The 17,063-nt window shown below is 65.8% G+C and carries 17 protein-coding genes; 10 read left to right on the top strand and 7 right to left on the bottom strand.

Translation table 11 applies throughout. The features are described 5' to 3' along the window. Window positions 1–40 precede the first annotated feature (40 nt). From ABQ039_RS04110 to ABQ039_RS04120, 3 genes are all read left to right on the top strand, one after another. Entirely contained in the window at window positions 41–709 is a 669-nt protein-coding gene (locus ABQ039_RS04110; RefSeq protein WP_349778200.1) for an arylesterase, read from the top strand. Window positions 710–813: 104 nt separating this feature from the next. After that, the gene (locus ABQ039_RS04115; protein ID WP_002811889.1) at window positions 814–1,527 is read left to right on the top strand and encodes a response regulator transcription factor; all 714 of its coding nucleotides are present in this window, start codon (window positions 814–816) and stop codon (window positions 1,525–1,527) included. 144 nt (window positions 1,528–1,671) lie between these two features. Then, complete coding sequence (locus tag ABQ039_RS04120) at window positions 1,672–2,943, top strand: HAMP domain-containing sensor histidine kinase (protein ID WP_104555948.1); 1,272 nt, start codon at window positions 1,672–1,674, stop codon at window positions 2,941–2,943. A gap of 235 nt (window positions 2,944–3,178) precedes the next feature. On the opposite strand, the gene ABQ039_RS04125 is transcribed toward ABQ039_RS04120, so the two are convergent. After that, window positions 3,179–3,880, bottom strand: coding sequence for an SGNH/GDSL hydrolase family protein (locus tag ABQ039_RS04125; RefSeq protein WP_184610321.1), 702 nt, complete (start codon window positions 3,878–3,880; stop codon window positions 3,179–3,181). A gap of 318 nt (window positions 3,881–4,198) precedes the next feature. On the opposite strand from ABQ039_RS04125, the gene ABQ039_RS04130 reads away from it, so the two are divergent. From ABQ039_RS04130 to ABQ039_RS04160, 7 genes are all read left to right on the top strand, one after another. Beyond that, window positions 4,199–4,579 (top strand): diacylglycerol kinase, encoded by a 381-nt coding sequence (locus tag ABQ039_RS04130; RefSeq protein ID WP_104608404.1) that lies wholly within the window; start codon window positions 4,199–4,201, stop codon window positions 4,577–4,579. A gap of 263 nt (window positions 4,580–4,842) precedes the next feature. Further along, window positions 4,843–5,463: a LemA family protein gene (locus tag ABQ039_RS04135; protein WP_024938291.1), complete on the top strand. Its 621-nt coding sequence runs from the start codon at window positions 4,843–4,845 to the stop codon at window positions 5,461–5,463. A gap of 383 nt (window positions 5,464–5,846) precedes the next feature. Further along, entirely contained in the window at window positions 5,847–6,743 is an 897-nt protein-coding gene (locus tag ABQ039_RS04140; RefSeq protein WP_184610323.1) for a YgcG family protein, read from the top strand. Continuing rightward, window positions 6,743–7,234, top strand: coding sequence for a TPM domain-containing protein (locus tag ABQ039_RS04145; protein ID WP_024938289.1), 492 nt, complete (start codon window positions 6,743–6,745; stop codon window positions 7,232–7,234). Before ABQ039_RS04140 ends, ABQ039_RS04145 begins: the two co-directional genes overlap by 1 nt. Window positions 7,235–7,288: 54 nt before the next feature. Continuing rightward, window positions 7,289–8,179 (top strand): prolipoprotein diacylglyceryl transferase, encoded by an 891-nt coding sequence (gene lgt, locus ABQ039_RS04150; protein WP_024938288.1) that lies wholly within the window; start codon window positions 7,289–7,291, stop codon window positions 8,177–8,179. Next, a complete protein-coding gene (locus ABQ039_RS04155; RefSeq protein ID WP_184610325.1) occupies window positions 8,176–8,970 on the top strand; it encodes a thymidylate synthase in 795 nt (264 codons plus the stop codon). The genes lgt and ABQ039_RS04155 overlap by 4 nt, the downstream gene beginning before the upstream one ends. Window positions 8,971–9,036: 66 nt before the next feature. Beyond that, window positions 9,037–9,531 (top strand): dihydrofolate reductase, encoded by a 495-nt coding sequence (locus tag ABQ039_RS04160; protein WP_349778201.1) that lies wholly within the window; start codon window positions 9,037–9,039, stop codon window positions 9,529–9,531. 350 nt (window positions 9,532–9,881) lie between these two features. Here ABQ039_RS04160 and ABQ039_RS04165 read toward each other — a convergent pair whose 3' ends face one another. From ABQ039_RS04165 to lptD, 6 genes are all read right to left on the bottom strand, one after another. Then, complete coding sequence (locus ABQ039_RS04165; protein ID WP_184615585.1) at window positions 9,882–10,841, bottom strand: symmetrical bis(5'-nucleosyl)-tetraphosphatase; 960 nt, start codon at window positions 10,839–10,841, stop codon at window positions 9,882–9,884. Window positions 10,842–10,869: 28 nt separating this feature from the next. After that, on the bottom strand, window positions 10,870–11,253 hold the full coding sequence (gene apaG / locus ABQ039_RS04170) for a Co2+/Mg2+ efflux protein ApaG (protein WP_039523655.1): 384 nt from the start codon (window positions 11,251–11,253) through the stop codon (window positions 10,870–10,872). A 36-nt stretch (window positions 11,254–11,289) separates the two neighbouring features. Then, window positions 11,290–12,078 (bottom strand): 16S rRNA (adenine(1518)-N(6)/adenine(1519)-N(6))-dimethyltransferase RsmA, encoded by a 789-nt coding sequence (rsmA, locus tag ABQ039_RS04175; RefSeq protein WP_024938283.1) that lies wholly within the window; start codon window positions 12,076–12,078, stop codon window positions 11,290–11,292. A 116-nt stretch (window positions 12,079–12,194) separates the two neighbouring features. Then, on the bottom strand, window positions 12,195–13,163 hold the full coding sequence (pdxA, locus tag ABQ039_RS04180) for a 4-hydroxythreonine-4-phosphate dehydrogenase PdxA (RefSeq protein WP_349778202.1): 969 nt from the start codon (window positions 13,161–13,163) through the stop codon (window positions 12,195–12,197). A 4-nt stretch (window positions 13,164–13,167) separates the two neighbouring features. Beyond that, the gene (locus ABQ039_RS04185) at window positions 13,168–14,568 is read right to left on the bottom strand and encodes a peptidylprolyl isomerase (protein ID WP_349778203.1); all 1,401 of its coding nucleotides are present in this window, start codon (window positions 14,566–14,568) and stop codon (window positions 13,168–13,170) included. After that, window positions 14,565–16,997, bottom strand: a complete 2,433-nt coding sequence (lptD, locus tag ABQ039_RS04190) for an LPS-assembly protein LptD (RefSeq protein WP_024938280.1) — start codon at window positions 16,995–16,997, stop codon at window positions 14,565–14,567. The genes ABQ039_RS04185 and lptD overlap by 4 nt, the downstream gene beginning before the upstream one ends. Window positions 16,998–17,063: the final 66 nt, after the last annotated feature.

The following is a 17,063-nucleotide window of genomic DNA, read 5'->3' on the forward strand; positions in this document are numbered from 1 at the left end:
GATGGCGGTGCGGGTGCTGGAGCGGGGGGCCAGACTGTCGATGAGGAATCTCCGAATGCGTGAAAGAACACTGCGATATGGCGCGCTGGTCCTGTGGCTGCTGACACTGTCCCTGCTTGCGCCGGGAATTGCCTCTGCCAAAAGTCCGGTGGCGACCGCACCGATCCTGGTGGTCGGCGACAGCCTGAGCGCTGCGCACAACATCCCGATGCAGTCCGGCTGGGTCACCTTGCTGGACCAACGCCTCAAGCGTGACATGGCGACGCCACCGGCGGTCGTCAATGCCAGCATCAGCGGCGAAACCACCTCCGGTGCGCTGACGCGGCTGCCCGGCCTGCTGCAGAAGCACCGCCCCGGCGTGGTGGTGATCGAACTCGGCGGCAACGATGCGCTGCGCGGCCTGACCCCAGCCCAGCTCAAGGGCAACCTGGAAAAGATGATCCAGCTCAGCCAGCAGGCCGGGGCGAAGGTGCTGCTGCTGGGCATCGATGTGCCGCCCAACTACGGCCCCGCCTACCGTGAGCGCCTGAAGGCGAGCTACGCCGACCTGTCCAGGCAGTACAAGACCGCATTGGTGCCGTTTTTCCTGGAAAAGGTCGCGCTGCAGCCAGGCCTGATGCAGGCGGACGGCCTGCATCCCACTGCCGCTGCCCAGCCCAGGGTGCTGGAAACGGTGTGGCCAGCGCTGCGTCCGTTGCTCGGGCGCTGACAACCGGCGGCCACCGCGCGCCGTCACAGAACGTTAGTTGGTCTTCACGCCCTTTCCACTGCCGATCCGGCATGTTTCACAAAGCTGAAGACCGAGGAAAGTCCATGCGTCAGACCAAGGAAACGTCCGGCCTCGTGCTGGTCGTCGAAGACAACCGCAATATCTCTGAAATGATCGGCGAGTACCTGGAAGGCCGTGGCTTCGAGGTCGACTATGCGCAGGACGGACTCGACGGCTACCGTCTGGCCGCCGAGAACAGCTACGACGTGGTCGTGCTGGATCTCATGCTGCCACGTCTGGACGGCATCGAAGTGTGTCGCCGCCTGCGTAACGACGCACGCAAGTCCACCCCGGTACTGATGCTGACCGCCCGCGACACGCTGGACGACAAGCTCACCGGTCTGGGTTTCGGTGCCGACGACTACCTGACCAAGCCGTTTGCGATCCAGGAACTGGAAGCGCGCCTGCGTGCCCTGATCCGCCGCGAGCGCCGCCAGGTCGGCTCGGAAGTGCTCAAGGTCGCCGACCTGGTGCTCGATCCGGTCAGCATGCGCGCCACCCGCGCCGGCACCGAGCTGCAGCTCTCGCCGATCGGCCTGCGCCTGCTCACCATCCTGATGCGCGAGTCGCCGCGGGTGGTCACCCGCCAGGAAATCGAGCGCGAGATCTGGGGCAACGGGTTGCCGGATTCGGACACCCTGCGCAGCCATCTGTACAACCTGCGCAAGATCATCGACAAGCCGTTCGACCGTCCGTTGCTGCACACCGTGCAGAGCGCCGGCTATCGCATCGCCGACATCGCCCAGCCGATGGCCTGATGTCACCGGCCGGCCGCCGTTCTGGCGGCCGGTCACCTCCTTTAGGCGCCCACGCGCCTGTCGCTTCCGCGTGCTGCCGTCTGGCTGCACGACGGGCTTACGGAAGCGTTGCCTATAATCCGGCGCTCTCCCCTGGATGCAGCAATGCCGCACGGGCTTCCACGAAAAATACGTCTCGCCTTCCTGCTGCAGGTCGCCCTGGCGAGCCTGGCGATCGTGTTGGGCGGCTATCTGCTGTCCTTCGTGATCAAGTACAGCCTGGTGCGCACCGTGCTTGCCGACGAGGCAGTGCATTTCTGGCGCCTGCACAAGAGCGCGCCGAGCAATCCGCCGCCGAATACACGCAACATCCAGGGCTATTTTTCGCCCGCCGGCCAGGGCCGCGATCCCGCGCCCGCGGCGTTGCAGCAGTTGTCGCCGGGCTTCAGCGAAGTGGCCGCCGCCGACGCCCTGGTGTATGTCGACCAACGTCCGGAAGGGCGCTTGTACCTGGTGTTCCCACGCTCGCGCGCGGCGCACCTGACACTCTGGTTCGGGGTGGTGCCGGCGATGCTGGTGCTGCTGGCGATCTATGGCGTGTTCTGGGTGACCTACCGGATTTCCAAGCGGCTGGTCTCGCCGATCAGCTGGCTGGCGCGGCGCGTGTCGCAGTGGGATCCGCGCAATCCCGATGTCGACGAACTGGCGCCGGAGCGGTTGCCTGCCGATCTGCAGGGTGAGACGCGGCAATTGGCCGCCGCGCTGCATGCGCTGGGGCAGAGGGTCAGCGACCATGTCGCACGGGAGCGCAATTTCACGCGCGATGCCAGCCATGAGCTGCGCACACCGTTGACGGTGATCCGGGTGGCCAGCGACATGGCGCTGGCCGACGACGAACTGTCGCAGCGCACCCAGCGCAGCCTGCGCCGGATCCAGCGTGCCGGCCGCGACATGGAAGCGGTGATCGACGCCTTCCTGATCCTGGCGCGCGAGGCCGAGATCGACCCGCAAAGCGAAACCTTCGATGCCGCCGAACTGGCCAGCGAGGAAGTCGACAGCGCCCGCGAACTGCTGGGCGACAAGCCGGTGTCCCTGACGATGGTTGGCGACCGCAGCCTGCAGATGTTCGCCCCGCCGCGGGTGATGCGCGTGGTGCTCAGCAACCTGCTGCGCAATGCCTGCGCCTACACCGACACCGGCAGCATCGAGGTGGAAGTCACCCAGGACCGCATCATCGTGCGCGATACCGGCATCGGCATGAGCGAGGAAGCGCGCGCGCGCGCATTCGAGCCGTTCTTCCGCGCCGATCCCACCCGCCCGCAGGGCACCGGTCTGGGCCTGTCGATCGTGCGCCGGCTGTGCGATCGCTTCGGTTGGCGGATCGAGCTGCATAGCGAGTCCGGTGTCGGCACCTCGGTTGCGGTGGTGGTGGCCTGAGGTCGTGGTGGCGTTAGCGACATGCGGGTCGCCTGGAATCGTCTGCTGACGAGGCAGGCGCGCTGCATGCGCCTGGGGCGCCATTTGCGGTTGCGATGATGGTGTTTTCGACTGCGCTGCATTGATCCCGCGCGCTGTGGCGATCCACCGCAGAGGCCAGCTGCATCTGCAGGATCGCTTGCCGCAATTGATCGACCGATCTGGCAAGCGCCTCGCCAGATCGATCCGCAGGGCGCTACTTCTGCTCCAACACCGGGGCCACCGCCTTGCGCCAGATGGCATAGCCATCGGCGGTCATATGCAGCATGTCCTGGCGAAACAGCTCGGCGCGCGGTTTGCCGTCGGCGTCGAGCATCGGCGTGTAGACGTCCACGTAGTCCACGCGCGGCAGCGGCGCGAGTGCGTCCTTGATCAGGCGGTTGGCAGTGACGATCGAAGGCAGCAGATGCGCGCGCGACGGGCTGGGTTTGATCGACAGATAGCTGATGCGCGCGGTGGGCAGATCACGGCGGATGCGCTGCACGAATGCCAGCACGTCATCGCGCACCTGCTGCGGCGTGCGGCCGCTGTTGAGATCGTTGTCGCCGGCATACAGCACCACCTGGCGCGGCGCATACGGGATCACGATGCGGTCGGCGTACCAGGTGCTGTCGCGCACCTCCGAACCGCCGAAGCCGCGATTGATCACCGGCATGCCGGGGAAATCCTGGGTCAGCGTGTCCCAGAAACGGATCGACGAACTGCCGACGAAGACGATGCCGTGCTTGGGCGGCGGTTGTTGCGCATCACTGTCGGAAAAGCGCCGCATGTCGTCTTCCCAGGCGGGATTGGACACCTGCGCCGGTATCTGTGGTGCGGTGTGCGGGGCGGCGGCGTGGACGTGGCCGGACAACAAGGCAAGTGCGCACAGCAGCGTGCGCAAGGGATGTTTGGTCATGCGAAAGAACCTGCGACAGTGAAGCGGACCACCATGGTGCGACAGGCTGGAAGCCGAGGGCAAACCGGCGGGCGTCCAGCGCCTGCCACGGGTTGCTCGCAGAGCCTGCCGCCGGGCCTGCACCGGCAATGTGGAAAAGATTGCGCCATGCGGCAGCATCTGACGGCCTTGCAGGCCCAACGCCAGCTGTTGCGGCACCTAGTCACGCCCTGGCGGCGCGCTGCACGACGGTGCAAGATTCGCACTTTCCCCAGCAGTGACCACGCCATGCGTTCGAGCCGTCCCCAGATATGCCCTTGCGGCCGGAAGCACTGACGCATGGCCGATCAACTGGGACACGTGCCGCGCGGTCCGCGCCGCATGCTCAAGGCAGCGGTCTGGTCATGGCAGGGCCTGCGCGCGGCATGGCTGCACGAATCCTCGTTTCGGCTGGAAGTATGCCTGGCGGTAGTGCTACTGCCGCTGGGGCTGTGGCTTGGCCAGTCCGGCCTGGAACGCATTGCGCTGATCGCGCCGTTGCTGATCGTGCTGGCCGCCGAACTGCTGAACTCGGCCATCGAGGCGGTGATCGAACGTTACGGCCCCGAGCACCACGTGCTGGCCGGCCGCGCCAAGGACATGGGCTCGGCTGCGGTGTTCCTGCTGCTGATCAATGTGCTGCTGTGCTGGGGACTGATCCTGCTGCCGCGCTTGTTCTGAAGAGTGTGGGCTGCGCGACGCGCAGCTGCCAGTCGGCTTCTGTAGGCGACTGGATTGGCAGGCGCATGGAGACCTTCGTTGCGATGGGACGCACCGGATCGCGCCAGCTGACGTATCAACCTGTCACGCGGCATGCAGCGACTGCTTCTGCCGATGGCCGGGCGTCATCTTGCCTGGCCGAATCGCCTGCCAGGCGCACGCGTGCATGCCGGCTTGACTCGCCGCGTGGCATGCTGCGGCTCTCTTTCAACGGAATCGCCTGCATGCCCGTCCTGATTCGCGCCCTGGTGTTGCTGATCCTGACCGTCTCGCTGTCCGGTTGCGGCTACAACGCGATCCAGCAGAAGGAAGAAGGCGTCAAGGCAGGTTGGTCGGAGGTGCTGAATCAATATCAGCGTCGCGCCGACCTGATTCCCAATCTGGTGCGCACCGTGCAGGGCTATGCCCAGCAGGAGCGCCAGGTGCTGACCGAGGTGACCAATGCGCGCTCGCGGGTCGGGCAGATCCAGGTCAATGCCGATGACGAAGCCTCGCTCAAGCAGTTCCAGCAGGCGCAGGGCGAACTCGGCAGCGCACTGTCGCGCCTGTTGGTGGTCAGCGAAAACTATCCGCAGCTGAAATCCGACCAGTCGTTCCGCGATCTGCAGGTGCAGCTGGAAGGCACCGAAAACCGCATCACCGTGGCGCGCGGTCGCTACATCCAGACGGTGCAGGAGTACAACACCTACATCCGTTCGTTTCCGCAGGTGATCACCGCCAAGATCTTCGGCTACCAACCCAAGCCCAATTTCAGCGTGGAAAACGAGGCGCAGATTTCGCGCGCACCGCAGGTGGATTTCGGTAATCAGCAGGCGCCGCAGCAGCAGCCCGCGCCTGCGCAGTAAGCAATCGCAAACTGCGCGCCATCAACTGCTGCGTGTCGTGCATGGCATGGCGTGGGACTGTTAGCTGGGCCATGTCGACCTATCCATCGTTCGCTGGAGCAATCGACTTCAGACGCGGCACATCAAGCCTCTGCCCTCGGGGCGATAAGGCACGGCTTGCGCGCCGCTGGCGCACGTGCCCTGGAGCGCCCGCGCTGCTAGCGAGGGCCGGGTGGCGGAGCGGGGGAGGGGAGGATATGGGGTGAAGTCCTCGTGCTATTCCAACTGGACGAAGCTTCGCTCGCACCCTCATCCGCCCCTTCGGGGCAGCTTCTCCCGCAGGGAGAAGGATCAGTCAAGCCAGTGCCGATGACGTGTCAGTGCTAATCAGCCAGGAGTTGCGAATGCGGAAGAACTACATGCGGGTGTTCTGGATGTTGGCGCTGTTGCTGTTGCCGGCCTCGCTGCTGGCGCAGGATCTGGCAGCCATTCCGCCACTGCGCTCGCCCGTGGTCGATACCACCGGCACATTGGACGCAACGCAGATCCAGCAACTCGAGCAGCAGGCGCTGGCCTTGCAGCAGCGCAAGGGCGCGCAGTTGCAGGTCCTGATCGTGCCGACCACGCAGCCGGAGCCGATCGAGCAGTACACCCAGCGCGTGTTCGACCAGTGGAAGATCGGCCGCAAGGGCGTGGACGACGGGGTGTTGCTGCTGGTGGCCAAGGACGACCGCCGGGTGCGGATCCAGCCCGGCTACGGCCTGGAAGGTGCGATCCCCGACATCACGGCCAACCGCATCATCCAGGAGTATCTGGCGCCGCGCTTCCGTGAGGGCGACTACGCCGGTGGCATCAGTGCGGCGACTGCGACGCTGGCCGGCCTGATCGAGGGCGAGGCCTTGCCCGCGCCGGTCAGCGGGCACGCCGATGGCGGCGCGGGCAATGGCTCGGGTGGCGGCGGCTGGATCATGGCCTTGTTCATCGGTTTTGTGGTCGCGATGGTGGCGCGCGGCATTCTTGGTGCCCTGCCACGGCCGCTGCGCGCGCTGCTGACCGGCGTCGCCGCCGGTGGCGCCGCCTTGCTGTTTACCTCGCTGCTGTTCGCCAGCGCCGGCGCTTTGGTGATCGGGCTGCTGGCCGGCCTGGCGTCCGGTTCGCCGGGGCGCTTTGTCGGCGGCGGTGGCTGGGGCGGTGGTGGATTCGGTGGCTTTGGAGGCGGTGGCCGCGGCGGTTTCGGCGGCGGCGGCTGGGGTGGTGGTGGCGGATCATCGGGAGGCGGTGGCGCCTCGGGGAGCTGGTAATGCGGTGGCTCAGGCATGTCTTCGCGCCCTCGGCGCAGCGCAGTTTCCCGGCCGGCTGCATGGACGCGATCGCCGCGGCGGTTGCCGCCAGCGAGCGCACCCATACCGGCCAGGTCATGGTGGCGGTGGAAGCCGACCTGCCGTTGGACGCGCTATGGCGCGGGCACACCGCGCGCCAGCGTGCCGAGCAGGCCTTCGCGCAATTGCGCACCTGGGACACCGAAGCCAACAACGGGGTGCTGCTGTATCTGCTGCTGGCCGACCACGCCATCGAAGTGGTCGCCGACCGTGGGCTGCGCAGCCGGGTGCCGGAGGCGCAGTGGGCAGAGGTGTGCCGGCGCATGCAGCAGTTCCTGCGCGAGGGCGAGCACGAGGCGGCGGTGCTGGCCGGGATCGAGGCGGTAACCGAGCTGTTGACCGAGCATTTTCCTGCCGCTGCCGGCTCCCAGCATGAAGATGAGCTGCCCGATCGTCCCCAGCTCTTAGGCTGAACGCGTGCGAGGTGTCAGAATAGACGCCTCGCTTTTTCGTGATCCGCGGTCCGCATGATCTATCTGCACGCCATCGACCCCATCGCCTTCTCGCTTGGACCGGTGCAGGTGCACTGGTACGGGTTGATGTACCTGGCCGCATTCTTCTCTGCCTGGGCGCTGGGGCGCTCGCGCATCCTGCGCGGCCGCCTGCCGGGCGTGGACATGGACGGATTTTCCGACCTGTTGTTCTACGGCATGCTCGGCGTGGTGCTGGGCGGGCGCATCGGCTACATGCTGTTCTATGCGTTCGACAGCCTGCTGGCCAACCCGTTGATCCTGTTCAAGGTGTGGCAGGGCGGCATGAGCTTCCACGGCGGCCTGCTGGGCGTGCTTATTGCCTGCGGGCTGTGGGCGCGCAAGCACCGGCTGCACTTCTTCGACGTGATGGATTTCGTGGCGCCGCTGGTGCCGCTGGGCCTGGGCTTCGGGAGGCTCGGCAATTTCGTCGGCGGCGAGTTGTGGGGCAAGTTCACCGATGCCGGCTGGGGCGTGATCTTCCCGCTTGCACCGGAACTGGCCGGCAAGTTGCCGGCAGAACTCCAGGCGCAGTACGCCGCCGGTGCGTTGAACCAGTTCGCGCGCCATCCTTCGCAGCTCTACGAGGCGGCGCTGGAAGGGGTGGTGATGTTCGTGGTGCTGTGGACCTTCTCGATGAAGCCGCGCGCACGCTATGCGGTGTCGGGGATGTTCGCGCTGCTGTACGGCGTGTTCCGCTTCATCGTGGAATTCGTGCGCGTGCCGGATGCACCGATCGGCTACCTGGCCTTCAACTGGCTGACGATGGGGCAGATCCTGAGCCTGCCGTTGATCATCGGCGGCCTGGTGTTGCTGGCGATGTCGCGCCGCGCGCCAGTGCTGCAGCCGATGCTGGCGCAGACCGCGGGCGCGGAGGCGGCCAAGTGAAGCCCTATCTGGACCTGCTGCAGCATGTGCTGGAACACGGCGCCGAGAAGTCCGACCGCACCGGTACCGGCACGCGCAGCGTGTTCGGCTGGCAGATGCGCTTCGACCTCAATGATGGCTTTCCGCTGGTCACCACCAAGAAGCTGCACCTGCGCTCGATCATCCATGAGCTGCTGTGGTTCCTGCAGGGCGACACCAACATCGGCTATCTCAAGGACCACCAGGTCCGCATCTGGGACGAATGGGCCGACGACAACGGCGATCTCGGCCCGGTCTACGGCAAGCAGTGGCGGCGCTGGACCGGCCCGGACGGCGTCGAGATCGACCAGATGCAATGGCTGGTGGACGAGATCAAGCGCAACCCGGATTCGCGCCGGCTGGTGATCAGCGCCTGGAATGTCGGCGAGTTGCCGCAGATGGCCTTGCTGCCGTGCCACAGCCTGTTCCAGTTCTATGTGGTGAACGGCAAGCTCAGCTGCCAGCTGTATCAGCGCAGCGGCGACATCTTTCTCGGCGTGCCGTTCAATATCGCCAGCTATGCACTGCTGACGCATATGGTGGCGCAGGCCACCGGCCTGGGCGTGGGCGATTTCGTGCACACGCTGGGCGATGCGCACCTGTATTCGAATCACTTCGCGCAGGCGCGCGAGCAACTGACCCGCACACCGCGCGCGCTGCCGCGCCTGCGCCTGAATCCCGCCGTGAACGACCTGTTCGCGTTCCGCTTCGAGGACATCGTCATCGAGGGCTACGACCCGCATCCGGCGATCAAGGCGCCGGTGGCGGTGTGAGCGTCGCTTCACTGGCTGAGTGATGCCACACATTGATTTGATGTTCGAAGGGATATCGTCCGCTGCATGAAACTTATCCTGATCGTCGCCTTCGACCGCAGCAACGCCATCGGCCGCGACAACGAATTGCCGTGGAAGTTGCCGGACGATCTCAAGCGCTTCAAGGCACTGACCGTGGGCAAGCCGATCCTGATGGGGCGCAAGACCGCGCAGTCACTGGGGCGTGCCTTGCCGGAGCGATTGAATCTGGTGCTGACGCGTTCGGGGCAGGTGCCGTTCGCAGACATGCAGGCGGTGGCGTCGCTCGATGAGGCGATTGCGCAGACCGAGGCGGCCGGTGCACAGGAGCTGTGCGTGATCGGTGGCGGCGAGGTCTATCGCCTGACCATGGAGCGTGCGGACCTGCTGGCTGTCACCGAAGTGGACACCACCGTGGAACGGGCCGACACCTACTTTCCACCGATCGACCCGGCCGTGTGGGAACCGGTGCAACGCGCGTCGCATGCGGCCGATGCGCGGCATGCCTTCGCATTCGATTACGTGGACTATCAGCGGCGCTGAGGCTTGCGTCTCGGCTGAAGAGCGAGTGGTTCAGTGGTTGCGGCACGCCGTTTTGTCCATGCGCTGTTCGGTACTGCGCAGATCACGTTCAAGCAACTGCCGCGCGATCATCCGATGCGTCTGTTCACCACCAGCTCGCCTAACTCGACGCGCCGCGCATGCACGATGGTGCTTGTCTAGTGCACGCAGCCCATCTGTTGCAGCGCGGTGAATGCGACCCGCGTGTCCGCGCGCTGGAGGTCGAACGTGCAAGCGTGCCTGTCGCGTAGCTGATGCATGATCAGGCTGATTCGGAAGCGCCGACGCACTGCCTCGGTATGCAGCAACAGTGCGCCGACCACGACCGTTGATTAGTCCGCAGCGGGAGCGGGCGGAGCAGCACTGGGAGCGGTCGAACCGGTGCCTGCGTTCGCATTGTCTCCGCCACCGCCACGCTGGCGTTGCCGGCGGCGCGGTGGCCGGCTGCGCTGTGCGGTCTTCTGCGGCTGCGTGATCGGGATTCCCGGCACCTGCACCACGCGCAGTTCGTCGGTATCCAGCTGCAAGGCGGTGAGTTTGCCGCCCCATACCGCACCGGTATCGATGGCATGCACGCCCTGGGTGATGGTCAGCCCGAGTGCGGACCAATGCCCACAGACGATCTTGAGATCGCGCTCGACCCGGCCCGGCACTTCGAACCAGGGATACAGGCCCTGCGCCTGGGTACCCGGCGTGCCCTTGTCGTCGGTGGCGATGCGCCCGCGCGGGGTGCAATAGCGCATGCGCGTGAACAGGTTGATGATTGCGCGGCTGCGGTCGTACCCGCTCAGGCCCGGCGACCAGCCCGGCTGATCGCCGTACATGTTGCGCAGCAGTTTGCGATAGCCGCCGCCCTGCAGTTGCTGCTCGACCTCGCGCGCATGTTTCTCGGCCATCTGCGTGGTCCATTTCGGCGCCAGCCCGGCATGGATCATCATCCAGCCCAGTTCGCGGTCCACGTGCGCCAGCTTCTGCATCCGCAGCCAGTCGAGCAGCAGGTCGCGGTCCTCGGCCAGCACGATGCGCAGCAGATCCGGGTTGACCTTGCGCTGTTCCTCTTCCGAACGCGCGCCGATCGCCAGCAGCGACAGGTCATGGTTGCCCAGCACCACCACGCTATGCGCGCGCAGCGAATGCACCAGGCGCAGCGTTTCCAGCGATTGACCGCCGCGGTTGACCAGGTCGCCACAGAACCACAGGGTGTCCTGCGCGGGGTCGAAGTTGATTTTTTCCAGCAGGCGCTGGGTGATGTCGTAACACCCCTGCAGGTCGCCAATTGCCCAGACGCTCATCGCGTGCGCTCCATCAGTCCAGCATCCATCAGTGCAGCGTCCTGGGTACGCTCAGCACGAAGGCGGCGATCGGGGCGGTGAATTCGGTGCCATCGTCGGCCACCATGTCGTAATGACCTTGCATCTGTCCCTGCTCGGTCTCCAGCAGCACGCCGGAGGTGTAACTGAACGCCTCGCCGGGACGCAGCCAGGGCTGTTCGCCGACCACGCCTTCGCCATCCACCCGTTCGGTGCGTCCGTTGGCGTCGGTGATCTGCCAATGGCGCGCGATCAGGCGCGCAGGCACGGCCCCCGCGTTCTGGATGCGGATGCTGTAGGCGAAGGCATAGCGGCCTTCGTCGGGGGTCGATTGATGGGCGAGGAAGCGGGGCGACACCTCGACCTCGACCCGGTAGCGCGGATCATCGTGCATGCGGAAAGTCTAAATAAAACCGTGTGGGAGCGGCGCTCAAGCCGGCTCGACATTGGCCAGGCGGATGAAATCCGCGACCTCGAGTTGTTCGGCGCGAGCATCCGGACGCACCTGCGCGGCCTCGAAGTGGGCGGGCTCGCAGACGTTGGACAAGGCATTGCGCAGGGTCTTGCGACGCTGGCCGAAGCCGGCGCGCACCACGTCGGCAAAGCGCCGCCGATCCCTGATCTGCACCGTGGCCGGATCGCGCGGCACCAGCCGTACCACCGCCGAGTCCACCTTCGGCGGCGGCCGGAATGCGCCCGGCGGCACCACGAACAGTGCGGTGACCTCGCAATACGCCTGCAGCATCACGCTCAAGCGCCCGTACACCTTGCTGCCGGGGCCGGCGGCCATGCGGTCGACCACTTCCTTTTGCAGCATGAAGTGCATGTCGGCTACCGCACCGGCATGGTCCAGCGCATGGAACAGGATCGGCGAGGAGATGTTGTAGGGCAGGTTGCCGACCAGCCGGATCGGCGTGCCATCGGCCAGTGCAGTGAAATCCACACTGAGCACATCGCGATGGATGATGCTCAGCGCGCCGATCGGTGCGGCGGCGTCGGTCAGTGGTGCGATCAGGTCGCGGTCGAATTCGATCACGGTCAGTGCGCCGTGCTTGCGCAGCAGCGGAAAGGTGATCGCGCCCTGACCAGGGCCGATTTCGACCAGGTGCTGGCCGGCGCGCGGGTCCACTGCCTGCACGATGCGGTCGATGTAATACCGGTCGGCAAGAAAGTGCTGGCCAAGCGACTTCTTGGCCGGTGCGCTGAAAGAATGATTCATGTGCGCAGTTTAACGTGGCAGCGCCTGCACGCGGTGCCGGTTCTGCGCATCGCCGGTACGCCAGACGGGCTGCGTGCACGCTGTGCCCCTTCCAGGCCCGGCAATCGCCCCCTCGCTCAGCCGCGTGCGGCCAGGCGCGCGCACAGCTCGGTCGCCGCCATCAGGCTGGACGGATCGGCGATACCGCGCCCGGCCAGATCCAGCGCGGTGCCGTGATCGACCGCCACGCGCGGATAGGGCAGGCCGAGCGTGATGTTGACCGCCTGCTCGAAGCCGCTGTACTTGAGCACCGGCAGGCCCTGGTCGTGATACATCGCCACCACCGCATCGAAGCCGCTGAGCTTCTGCGGCAAGAATGCGGTATCGGCCGGCAGCGGGCCGATCAATTGCATGCCGTCGCCGCGTAGCTGCTCCAGTACCGGGATGATGACGTCCAGCTCCTCGCGGCCCAGATGCCCATCTTCGCCGGCATGCGGATTGAGGCCCAGCACCGCGATGCGCGGGCGCTCCAGGCCGAAGTCGCGTCGCATCGCGGCGTCGGTGATGCGCAGGCAGCGCGCCACCGCGTCGGCAGTGATCGCATCGGCCACTGCGCGCAGCGGCAGATGGGTAGTCACCAGGGCGACGCGCACGATGGCATTGGCCAGCATCATCACCACCGGGCAGCCCGCCTGCTCGGCCAGCAGCTCGGTGGTGCCGGTGTAGGGAATGCCGCCGGCATTGATCACTGCCTTGTGCACCGGGCCGGTGACGATGCCCTGCAGCTTGCCGGACAGGCAGTCGCCGGCAGCGCCACGCAGGCCGGCGATGACCGCCGCCGCATTGGCGGGGTCCGCGGTGCCAAAACGGGTCGGCACGGCCTGGCGGATCGGATGCAGCGGCAGGTCGCCGGGCGCGCGGGCGCGCTGGTCCGGATCGAGCAGCCGTACAGACAAAGACAGCGCCTTTGCGGCGCTGTGCAGGGTATCCGGATCGGCGTAGGCGATCAGGTGGGCATCCGAGCGCGGCCGCTGGGCGAGCCGGACGCACAGTTCCGGCCCGATCCCGGCCGGCTCGCCTGGCACCAGCGCGAGCGACGGGAGCATCGAATCAGCGCGTCGGCTGTGCCGGCGGCGGCGTCGGTGCGGCAGGCGCTGCAGGGTCGGCTGGCTTGGCCGGAGCGGCACTGGCATCGCCGTCGGCGCGGTCGCCGGTGCGGAAGCTCACGTAGGCTTCGCCACGCAGTTCCTGCAGATAGCGGTTGTACTCTTCTTCCAGCTTGCGGCGGCCGATCGTTTCACGGATCTGCGCACGCTGGCTTTCGGCGCTGACGTCGGTCTGACGGCTGCCCACGCGTTGCACGATGTGCCAGCCCGCCTGGGTGCGGAACGGTTCGGACACCGCGCCATCGGCCAGTCCTTCGACCTGCTTGCCGAAGTCAGGGCCGAATGCGTCGGCCGGGAACCAGCCCAGATCGCCACCCTGGCCACGGCTGTTGGTGTCTTCGGACGACTCCTTCGCGGTGGCCTGGAAATCGGCGCCACCAACGATGCGCGCACGCAGCGTGTCGATCTTGGCCTTGGCCTGCGCTTCGGTTTGGCTGTCGTTGATACGCACCAGGATGTGGCGTGCGTTGTATTCGGTGACCAGCTTCTTTTCGCCGCCGGCATTGGCGTCGCGCATTTCCACCAGCTTGAGCAACTGGAAACCGCTCGGGCCGCGCAACGGACCGGCGACCTGGCCGGGCTGCATGTCGCGGATCAGCTGGGCGAATGCGTTGGGGATCTCGTCCAGGCTGCGCCAGCCCAGGTCGCCGCCTTCCAGCGCGTTCGGGCTGTCGGAGTACCGCACTGCGGCCGCCGAGAAATCCAGCTCGCCCTTGTCGATCAATGCCTTCACGCCATCGACCTTTTTCTGGCCGGTGGCGATCTGGTCGGCCGTCGCGCCTTCCGGCAGGCCGACCAGGATGTGTGCCAGGTGATATTGGCTGCCGGTGGTGGCCTGCTGCGCCAGCGCAGTGTCCACTTCACCTTCGCTCACGCTGATGCGGCTCTGCGCAAAGCTCTGACGCAGGCGCTGCACGATGATTTCGTCGCGCACCGAAGCACGGAAATCGCCATAGCCCATGCCGTCGGCCGCCAATTTCTGGCGCAGGCCATCGACAGTGGTGCCGTTTTGCTGGGCGATGCTGGCGATTGCCCGGTTGAGTTCCTCGTCGCTGACACGGATACCGCTGCCATCGGCGCGCCCGACCTGCAATTTGACCAGAACCAGACGCTCCAGCACCTGGCGCTGCAGGACATCGTCCGGCGGCAGCTGGTTTTCCCGGCCGGCGTACTGCGACTTGACGTTGCGTACGGCGCGATCGAGCTCGCTCTGCAGCACCACGTCTTCATCGACGATGGCGGCAATGCGATCCAGCGGCTGGGATTGCTGTGCCGAGGCCAACGGCGAGAGCGTGCTGGTGAGTGCCAGCAGCGAGGCAAGAACAACAGAGAAAGGCTTGGTCATGGAATCAAGTTCGGATCGTAATCGTCCGGATTAGTCGTGGTATTGCTGGGCGGGACCAGGTACAGGTCGTCGCGGTAATAGCCGAGAATAGCACGGCGCAAAGTGCGGTCCGTGTTCTGCCCGAACGAGCTTAGGCCCTTCAGCACGAACTCCACCTGGATGGAGTTGTCCATCTCGCCATTGCGGTTGCGCACGAACCGGCGCACCAGCGCGCGCACCGCCAGGCAGCAGCTGTCCCACTGCACGCCACCGATGATTTCCAGTGGCTTGCGGTCCAGCAGCGAGTAGTAATAACGGCCGACCGCACTCCAGCTGGGGTTGATCGGGTACAGGAAGGAGAAGTCGGCCTGCTTGAGCTGGTCGCTGTCATCGATCAGGTTGCGACGGTAGCGATACGCCAGATTGATGATGCCGTCGTTGTTGAGCAGGTAGCGCGTACGCAGGCTGGCCAGATCTTCCTTGCGCGAATTCGGGTTCCATTGATAGGTGGCGCCCATCGACCAGCGGTCGTTGATCATATAGTTGGCGTCGGCCACCCAGGCGGACTTGCCCTGCTCGATCGGTTGCTCGCTGCCGCCCGTGGCAGTGTTGGTGCTGTTGTTGATGGTGACCAGCGAGTCGTTGAAGTACAGGATCTGCCCCGCACTCAGCGACAGTTTCTCGCGGCCATCGTCCTGGCGCAGCCAGCGCGAGGTCACTGCCAGGGTCAGCTGGTTGGCATCGTTCTGACGGTCGGCGCCGGTGTAGCGTGAGTCGCGGAACAACTGCCCGTAGCTGAAGGTGAACGGGCGGGTATCGAAGACCGGCAGATCGTCCTGGTCGCGGTACGGCACGTACAGGTAGTACATGCGCGGTTCCAGCGTGTTGAGATAGTTGGTGCCGAATACCGAGGTCTCGCGGTCGAAATACAGACCGGCGTCCACCGATGCGATCGGCAGGCTGCGCGACGGAGAACGGTCGCCGGTCAGCGGCGCGGTGTTGGCCAGCGTCGAATCCAGCTGATACGCGGTGTAGCGCCATGCCACGGTCGGAGTGAAGAACCAGGCTGCGCCGGACAGCGGCATCGAGATATAGGGCTTGATGTCAAAGCGCGAACCGCTGCCGTATTCCTTGTTGCGGATGTTGGTGCGCACGTAATCATCGCCGTCGTCACCGTTGGTGTTCCCGTCGGTCGGAGGCCTGACAAAGTAAGAGTCGTCGTGGTTGAAACGCACCGCTTCGGCGTACACGCCGGCCTCGAAGATGCCGAATGGCTTGTCCCAGGTGAAATACGCGCGCGGCTGGCGGTTGTAGGGCAGTGCCTGCTCGTCCAGCGTGTAGTCGGTCAGCTGCCAGCGGTCGGCCATCAGGCCGGCGGTCCAGGTTTCGCCGGTACCGTAGATGCCGACGGTGCTCTGCAGGCTGGAGGCCGAGCCCATGCCGTTCAGGCGGCTGGTGAAGTCTTCCACATAGCGGGTGTCGCTGACCCAGGAGATGCTGGCGCGCGCCTGCCAGTACTTGTTGACGTTGTGATAGCCGCTATAGAAGACGCTGCCGCGATCCTTGTCGCGCAACTTGTCGTTGGGCAGGTAGTTGCCGGTGATCTCGCCGCGACCGCCTTCGTACAGGTAGCGGAACTCGGTGCCGAACATGAAACCGCGCTTGCTCATGTAGCGCGGCAGCAGGGTCGCGTCGTAGTTCGGCGCCAGGTTCAGGTAGATCGGCTGCAGGTAGTCGAAGCCATTGCGACCGGACAGGCCGAACTGCGGGAACAGCAGGCCGGTCTGGCGACGGTCGTCGATCGGGAACTTGAACCAGGGGAAATACAGCACCGGCACCTTGCCGATCTGCAGCACGGCGTTGCGGGCGGTGCCGAAGCCTTCTTCGTTGTCGACGTCGATCTCCGGCGCGCGCACGCGCCAGATCGGCTGCGAGGGATCGCAGGTGGTATAGGTCGAGCGGTGCATCTGGCCGACCTGGCCCTGCAGGTCCACCGACTCGGCCGCGCCGTTGCCGCGCCGGTCCACCAGCTGGTACTGGATGTTGGTGACCTTGTGGGCGTCGGTGTCCTGATTGCCTTCGGCGCGGTCGGCGACCATGCGGAAGGAGGTGTCCTGGTAGCGGACATGGCCTTCGGCGATGTAGTTGCCGGTCTCGGTGTCCATGCGCAGGTTGTCGGCGCCCAGGAACTGGTCGCCGCGCTTGAGCGCCACATTGCCCTGGTACTGCGGGGTGGTGCTGGTGCCGGACAGCTGGTCGCCTTCGATGTCGGTCGGCAACTGCTGGCGCATTTCGGCGGCCTTGGCATCTGCGGCGGGCGCGCCGTCGAAGCCTGGCAGCGGATCCACGGCCGGGCACAGTCCCCAGTTCAACGGCTTGTCGGCAGCCATGGCCGGGAGGCAGATGGCGATGCTCAAAGGCAGGGGCAGCAGGCGGAGAACTCGGCGCACGCGTGATTCAACCAATAAAATGGCGACTAGCTTGCCGTATACCCCGCATAGGGGCAATGAAGAGCT

Origin of the sequence: Xanthomonas sp. WHRI 6108 (genome assembly GCF_040202385.2) — a bacterium.
Classification (GTDB): Bacteria; Pseudomonadota; Gammaproteobacteria; order Xanthomonadales; family Xanthomonadaceae; genus Xanthomonas; species Xanthomonas arboricola.